The organism is Shigella sp. FC1661 (genome assembly GCF_001712525.1).
GTDB lineage: Bacteria > Pseudomonadota > Gammaproteobacteria > Enterobacterales > Enterobacteriaceae > Escherichia > Escherichia coli.
This window is the reverse complement of the sequence record NZ_MDGW01000121.1, coordinates 1-6,844: the sequence shown is the minus strand read 5'-3', so window position 1 is coordinate 6,844 and position 6,844 is coordinate 1. Positions and strand designations below refer to the sequence as shown.

General features: G+C 47.3%; 6 protein-coding genes and 5 pseudogenes. 3 read left to right on the top strand and 8 right to left on the bottom strand.

Annotated elements, in window-relative coordinates; genetic code table 11:
• Positions 1-93: 93 nt before the first annotated feature.
• A pseudogene (locus tag BFF42_RS08745) lies at positions 94-273 on the top strand (IS66 family transposase); the annotation flags it as partial.
• A 316-nt stretch (positions 274-589) separates the two neighbouring features.
• On the opposite strand, the gene BFF42_RS27615 reads toward BFF42_RS08745, so the two are convergent.
• Positions 590-928, bottom strand: coding sequence for a hypothetical protein (locus BFF42_RS27615; protein ID WP_228362426.1), 339 nt, complete (start codon positions 926-928; stop codon positions 590-592).
• Between BFF42_RS27615 and ltrA the strand changes: the two genes are divergently transcribed.
• Together ltrA and BFF42_RS08730 are read left to right on the top strand one after the other, a co-directional pair.
• Positions 850-1,977: a group II intron reverse transcriptase/maturase gene (ltrA, locus tag BFF42_RS08735; RefSeq protein WP_235870871.1), complete on the top strand. Its 1,128-nt coding sequence runs from the start codon at positions 850-852 to the stop codon at positions 1,975-1,977. The two genes, BFF42_RS27615 and ltrA, sit on opposite strands and share 79 nt — an antisense overlap.
• Before the next feature lie 82 nt (positions 1,978-2,059).
• Positions 2,060-2,239, top strand: a pseudogene (locus BFF42_RS08730) (transposase domain-containing protein); the annotation flags it as partial.
• Positions 2,240-2,265: 26 nt separating this feature from the next.
• Here the strand turns inward: BFF42_RS08730 and BFF42_RS08725 are convergent.
• From BFF42_RS08725 to BFF42_RS08695, 7 genes and pseudogenes are all read right to left on the bottom strand, one after another.
• Positions 2,266-2,751 carry an IS110 family RNA-guided transposase gene (locus BFF42_RS08725; protein ID WP_000003223.1) on the bottom strand — a complete coding sequence of 162 codons (486 nt, stop codon included), beginning with the start codon at positions 2,749-2,751 and terminating at the stop codon, positions 2,266-2,268.
• A gap of 255 nt (positions 2,752-3,006) precedes the next feature.
• Positions 3,007-3,987 carry a ParB family protein gene (locus BFF42_RS08720; RefSeq protein ID WP_000431558.1) on the bottom strand — a complete coding sequence of 327 codons (981 nt, stop codon included), beginning with the start codon at positions 3,985-3,987 and terminating at the stop codon, positions 3,007-3,009.
• Positions 3,987-5,186: an AAA family ATPase gene (locus BFF42_RS08715; protein WP_000200287.1), complete on the bottom strand. Its 1,200-nt coding sequence runs from the start codon at positions 5,184-5,186 to the stop codon at positions 3,987-3,989. The genes BFF42_RS08720 and BFF42_RS08715 overlap by 1 nt, the downstream gene beginning before the upstream one ends.
• 173 nt (positions 5,187-5,359) lie before the next feature.
• Positions 5,360-5,494, bottom strand: a pseudogene (locus BFF42_RS27610) (hypothetical protein); the annotation flags it as partial.
• 13 nt (positions 5,495-5,507) lie between these two features.
• Positions 5,508-5,803, bottom strand: a pseudogene (locus BFF42_RS08705) (IS1 family transposase).
• 108 nt (positions 5,804-5,911) lie between these two features.
• Complete coding sequence (gene istB, locus BFF42_RS08700) at positions 5,912-6,694, bottom strand: IS21-like element helper ATPase IstB (RefSeq protein ID WP_012421731.1); 783 nt, start codon at positions 6,692-6,694, stop codon at positions 5,912-5,914.
• Positions 6,691-6,844 (bottom strand): annotated as a pseudogene (locus tag BFF42_RS08695) (IS21 family transposase); the annotation flags it as partial. The gene istB and the pseudogene BFF42_RS08695, both read right to left, overlap by 4 nt.

The following is a 6,844-nucleotide window of genomic DNA, read 5'->3' as shown; positions in this document are numbered from 1 at the left end:
GCAGAAGCAGAAAAAGCTTATTATGCTTCCATCGGAAACGATGATCTGGCAGCCTGAGTTCACAGATAAAATACTCTCCAGGAAACCCGGGGCGGTTCAGTTGCTGAACTGCTGGAACCGCTGTATGACATCCTGCGCCAGTATGTGCTGATGCCCGGTAAAGTCCATACCGATGATATCCCCGTTCCGGTCCTGGAGCCGGGCAGCGGTAAAACAAGGACTGCCCGGCTGTGGGTCTACGTTCGTGATGACCGTAACGCCGGTTCGGAAATTGCAGCATAAGTTATCCATGCTCTGAGGTGGGTGGAGGTGGGCCCTCCGGTCAGGGTTTACAGGAGCACTGACCAAACGACCCGGTGCTGCTTCATTCTAAGGAATGAGGTGGTGAGCGACTCGGGAAAAGGCAGAGATCTACTGTCACGTGGGGTTCGGGAAGCTGAACGAAAGTAAACTGTCCGATGAAACATCGAAATCTTAGATGATGTCAAAATGGGGCCGTACAGCCGTCCCCTGATAAGCGCAGAAGACACCTGCTTACTGACTGCGCGGCATCCGGTGTGAAGGCAGCAGGATCCCGGGCCAGACCATCTCAGGGAACGTGAGAACCTGTTTCCGGCACGTATCGGGAAACAGGGGCGGCCCCATTCGTAGTAGTGATGAAAGATCTGTAATGGGTCTGGAGCGAAGGGATGGGGATCACATTCATTGCAGAAGACACAACCCAAAAGGGGATGACGTAACTGATGCAACGAAAATCATTTGAAATACCAAAAGCACTGGTCTGGGCATCATATCTGGATGTGCGTCGCAACAAGGGAGCCCCCCGGATGCGACGGGCAGACTTTGAAAATGTTCGACCAGCAACGTGATGGCAATCTATACAAGATCTGGAACCGGCTATGTTCGGGAACATGGTTTCCGCCACCAGTGCTGGAAAAACGGATCCCGAAGTCGAATGGCAAGGAACGCATTCTGGGGATCCCAACAGTATCCGATCGAATTGCTCAGGGAGCGATAAAACTTTTCATGGAAGAAAAGCTTGACTCGATTTTCCATGCTGATTCATATGGTTACCGACCAGGCAAATCAGCTCATGACGCTCTGAAACAATGTGCCATCCGGTGCTGGCGTTATAGCTGGATACTGGAAGTGGACATCAGTGCGTTTTTCGACCATGTGAAACATGATCTGGTGCTCAAAGCTCTGGAACACCACGGGATGCCTAAATGGGTCATCCTGTACTGTCGACGCTGGATGGAAGCGCCAATGCAGAGTTGTGAAAATGGAGAATTAATAACCCGAACACGAGGCACTCCGCAGGGCGGGGTCATTAGTCCGCTACTTGCTAACTTGTTCCTTCACTATGCATTTGATTTGTGGATGGAAAGAGAATATCGGGGGGTACCGTTTGAGAGGTACGCTGACGATATTGTAGTACATTGTTCACGAATGAGTGATGCAACAAGGCTAAAGAACAGGTTATCGGAGCGCTTCTCGGAAGTCGGGCTGGTCCTGAATGCAGGGAAAACGAATATCGCCTACATTGACACGTTTAAAAGGAGAAACGTCGCAACGAGTTTCACCTTTCTCGGATATGACTTCAAAGTGCGTACGCTGAAGAATTTCAAAGGCGAACGGTACCGAAAATGCATGCCGGGTGCGTCAAATGCAGCAATGCGCAAAATAACAGAAACAATCAAGAAGTGGCGTATACATCGCTCAACAGCTGAGAGTTTGCTGGATTTTGCGAGGCGCTACAATGCGATAGTGAGAGGCTGGATCGAGTACTACGGAAAGTTCTGGTCCAGAAATTTCAACTATCGACTGTGGAGTGCAATGCAGTCACGTCTGCTCAAGTGGATGCAGTCTAAATACAGACTTTCGAACCGGAAGGCTCAGCGAAAGCTGACGCTGGTAAGGAAGGAGTATCCGAAGCTATTTGTTCACTGGTATTTACTACGTGCATCAAATGAGTGATCAAGAGCCGTATGACGCGAGAGTGTCACGTACGGTTCCGTGAGCAGCCGGGGAGTGAAATTCTCTCCGGCTGACTCGACTCGCGGGTTCCGACAGCGATGACGAACATGCGGCGGTGTTGTACTCGCTGATCGGCACATGCCGTCTGAACAATGTGGAACCAGAAAAATGGCTGCGTTACGTCATTGAGCATATCCAGGACTGGCCGGCAAATCGGGTACGTGATCTGTTGCCCTGGAAAGTTGATCTGAGCTCTCAGTAAATATCAATACGGTTCTGACGAGCCGCTTACTTTTGGCGTAATTCTGCTGCGCCTTTACTGAACACAATGCCGTATTCAGCAAGAAGTCCACGAATGTGATTTATCAGTTGTGTCCTTTCCATTGAAACCAACCGACGCATATTCAAAAAAGTCTGGACGTCCTGTTGCTCCAGAGTTTTTATTGGTACGGGTCGTATAGTTCCATGTTGGCAGGCCTCAGCTATTGCCTGTGCGTCGTTATAATCATTTTTCTGGCACCGCTGATAAGCTTTAACATGTTGTGCCGGAAGCAATATTACATCATGGTCGAGTTTCCTGATTTCCCGGGCCCAGTAATGAGATGCCCCGCCAGCCTCCATCGCAACAGTCATTTTAGGCTGTTGCACCAGCCAGTTAAGCAGTTGATTGCGAGAAAGTTTGGTCTTTCCTGCGGGTTTGCCATGAGCATTGATACTGAAAAGATAAAAGTTCGTTTTAGCCAGATCAATGCCGGTGATTTTCTGTTCAGACATGGTATTCCGCTTACTTTTGTGGTTAAAGTTTATCCATCATGGCGCAATTGAAGGCTGCCGTGAAAGAGGGGGAAGACTATCTCATCGGTTACTGTTAAACGGCTAAGAGAAACTATCTTTTTCAAGCAAAGAAGATACGGTGAAACAGGCGATTTCACCGTGAAATACTGTTCAAAAAAAACGCTAATAAAAGCAAAATTTCTTTTAAAACAGCCAATTAAAAACTGGTGAGTTGCTGGCGAAAAACTTGAATTTTCACAGCGAATTCAGATTATCTTTTAGTACAAGAGCAATCATACGATCTAACTTATCCTGAACTTCCAACGGTAATCTGCCGAATTCATATGAGAACGTACGTCCCTTTACTCGTTTTCGAGCAAATTTATCTTTACTATCAAATTTCCATAACAAAGTTACAACCGCTTTATCCTTTACTCCTGAATCAAGCAATGAAGACATTTCCTTGGTTATAAGCCGCATAATACTGTTTTTAACCTCGTCTTCAGAAAGATTGTCATCAGCAGTAATAAGCTCAATACTCGGCGAGATATTCTTCACAACTTCATCAATAGATATATCACCCAGCCTCAGTCGTTCACTTAATTCAGCCAGTTGCCTGTAATCGGCGTATGTCAGCTCAGACTGAACAGGAAAAAGAGACACAAAATCTTTAGGTACGGACGCTGCTTGGAGGGCACGAGTCACCTTAGCTGCCGACAATCCCTCTCTTTCCGCAATTTGCTTCTGGTTCATACCGGCCTCTTTGAGACGTACTAAACGCAACCCAATTTCACGAATATTATGTTCAAGTGACGTCTGCAAATCTTTCGCCAGATGCTGAGCTTCAGAAACAGTAAGCTCATCATCCGTTACAAGTACACGTAATCCAACCTTGCATAGCAAAGCTGCTGCCCGACGACGGGAACCATCCAAAATCTCAATAAGATCGCCAGTCCGAATCCCAATACATGGATAGAATTGTTGTAAACGTATAGTTCTGGTGATGTCTTTTAGTGAGTCCGGCGTCAGGGCTGTCTGTTCGCGGCCATTCACCTCTTCAACCACAAAAGTTTGAGTGTCCACTTTGTCATGATCAACCTTGATCTCAGTAAATTTTGCCTTTCGGCCAGTATTGAGGGTAAATACATGAACTGGAGCCGATATTTCTTCAGTATTATTCAGGATATTTGTATTCAGCGTACGGCCAATAGTCGGTCGGTGCTTTCTGTTTTCCATCAGTAGTTGGCCCTTATAAATTCAATACGATCAAAAACTGCTTTAGCGAAATCTTCTGCTGCCATACGTGCATTTTTCAAAGCTTCACCACTGCCAACATAAGTAACAGGATTCGCAGATATCACGGTATCAAACGACTCGCCGCTTCTCTCAAAACCATCAAGACGTGGCATTGAAACATCAAGCATGTCACCACCGAAAATCTCTTTTGTCAGGCTATGGCAGTATTTATGATCTGACTTATTCGCCAGTTTCGACATGAAGCCAATATTTGCCTGCAAACGGCATGAACATCCATCCTGTTCAATAATCTGTACAAGTTCAGGTAAACGAGCCAAATATTTAAGCGTGGAATGGAAATCAACTTGTGCTGGCGGCACCGGTGTAAACATGATATCTGCGGCAGCAATGGCATTTTTCAAAAATGCGTCCAGATGCGGGCCTGTATCAATAAGGATGAAGTCGAAATCATGCTTCAGCTTATCAATAATATTCTCACGCAATATCGCGTGTTTGTTTTGTCCTAATAGATGCTCCTCGCACAGAGTATCCCAGTTTGATGCAATAAAGGCGTCGTCAATAGAAGCCGGCATAACATAAACGCCAGGGATAACTGACGGAACGATAAAATCTTCCAGTAATTCCTCACGACTCACGTTCTGCAACATAGCCTGCGGTGCGGTTGTATCAACCAGCCCCACCGCATGCAAGTAGTTCAGAAACATAGTGGCTGATGACTGGGGATCTAAATCAAGGAGCAGAATACGTAAATCTTCTGACAGCAGGTGAGGATGAGCACGCAGGGCGTGAGCTACGGAAACACTACTCACGGTTTTAGACACACCGCCTTTTAGACTACCGATGAATATGGAATATGCCTCACTATAACGATCGCGATATTTAGGAATGCCACGATGTGCATAGATATCGATAATGTTCTGGATGGTTAATGCATATTTTGTCGCGGTTCCTGCTGGGCGTTTTTCAAACTGATAGCCCTGAGCCTCCATCTCACCGACTGCACCATCCACGCTTGCGCGCGTTAATTTTGGAAGCTTAGCTACAGCAGACTTTGAATAGACTTGATAAAAAACATCAGCCTGAAACTCCTGCTTTTGCTCCTGAATCTGTTTTGTTAGGGCGAGCAACATTTTATCTGCACGCTGCGCAACCTTACTTAACTGCTCAAAACTAGTCATTCCCCCTCCGTGCTATGTAGGATTTTAACTTATTACAAAAAAAACTGCATTAGCAGGGTAATGCATGCAAGTGCATATTGTACATGCTTATATTAAAAATGCGCGCATTGCTGATTTATTAATCATCGGAATGAATATTACTGTAAGATAGTATGCCTTTCCGGGAGAAAGACGCTGATTTCCCCCGAATAATCCAGTTCACAACCACACTCCGGACAACAGCTTTCTTCAGGCTCCAGATGGTATATTTCGCGGGAAACATGTTCCGGTAACGGACGGCGATGACGTGACTGTCGCAACAGGCGGGGGTAGTGCTTCCAATCAGTAGAACATGTGCTTTTCAATGAAGGAGCCGATGACTTTTTCGTGGATTTCCACGGAACGCGAGAAGCAGATTGTTTTACGTGCCAGCCGCTTGATGCGGGTGCGGAGGGTCCGGTTGTTACGTTCAATACGTTGCGTGAAGATTTTGCCGGTCAGGTGTTTCTCCTTCGGCACTTCTCTGGCGTAGCTGCCCCAGTCATCGCGGTCACCATGCCGATACAGAACGGAGTCAACAGGGCTAACAGTTCCCGACAGGTCTCATCATTCCGTGGCCCGAAAGTGTAAGCCAACACACCGCCAGTTTTAGTGTTGTACGCATACCAGAGCCAGTGTTGTGTCAACGACGGATGAAAAGTGATCCACTTATATCTCCACCAACGGCCCAATATTGATCCACCGTTTTACTCAGGATTAGCTTCTGCTATAACCCCGGCCTTTCGTTTCTGTCTGAGTCGATAGCTTTCTCCTTTGATTTGAACGACATGTGAGTGGTGTAAGATACGGCCCAGCATCGCTGAGGTCAGTGCTGCATCACCGGCGAACGTTTGATCCCACTGCCCGAACGGTAGATTGGATGTCAGGATCATTGCGCTCTTTTCATAACGTTTAGCGATGACCTGGAAGAACAGTTTTGCTTCTTTCTGACTGAACGGCAGATAGCCTATTTCATCAATGATGAGCAGGCGGGGGGCCATTACTCCACGCTGAAGCGTCGTTTTATAACGGCCCTGACGTTGTGCCGTAGATAACTGAAGTAACAGATCTGCTGCTGTTGTGAAGCGAACTTGGATACCTGCACGGACTGCTTCATAGCCCATCGCTATTGCCAGATGGGTTTTCCCCACACCTGATGGCCCCAGTAATACGATATTTTCATTACGTTCTATGAGGCTGAGTGAGCGTAACGACTGGAGTTGCTTCTGCGGTGCTCCGGTGGCGAATGTGAAGTCATACTCTTCGAACATTTTCACCGCCGGGAAGGCTGCCATTCGGGTATACATCGCCTGTTTACGTTGATGACGTGCCAGTTTTTCTTCATGAAGCAGATGCTCCAGGAAGTCCATATAACTCCATTCCTGGTCTACTGCCTGTTGTGACAGCGCAGGCGCTGCGCTTATAAGGCTTTCCAGTTGCAACTGCCCGGCGAGCGCCATCAGTCGTTGATGTTGCAGTTCCATCATCACGCCACTCCTCTGCAGAATGAGTCGTAGATGGAGAGTGGATGATGCTGGGGGGGGGTTGTCGAAGCTCACCAGATTTTCACCAGGATGCACGTCATACTCTTTTTTCTCCGGAGGCAGTGCCAGCATGGACTGCTGCTCTTCGAGCCAGCG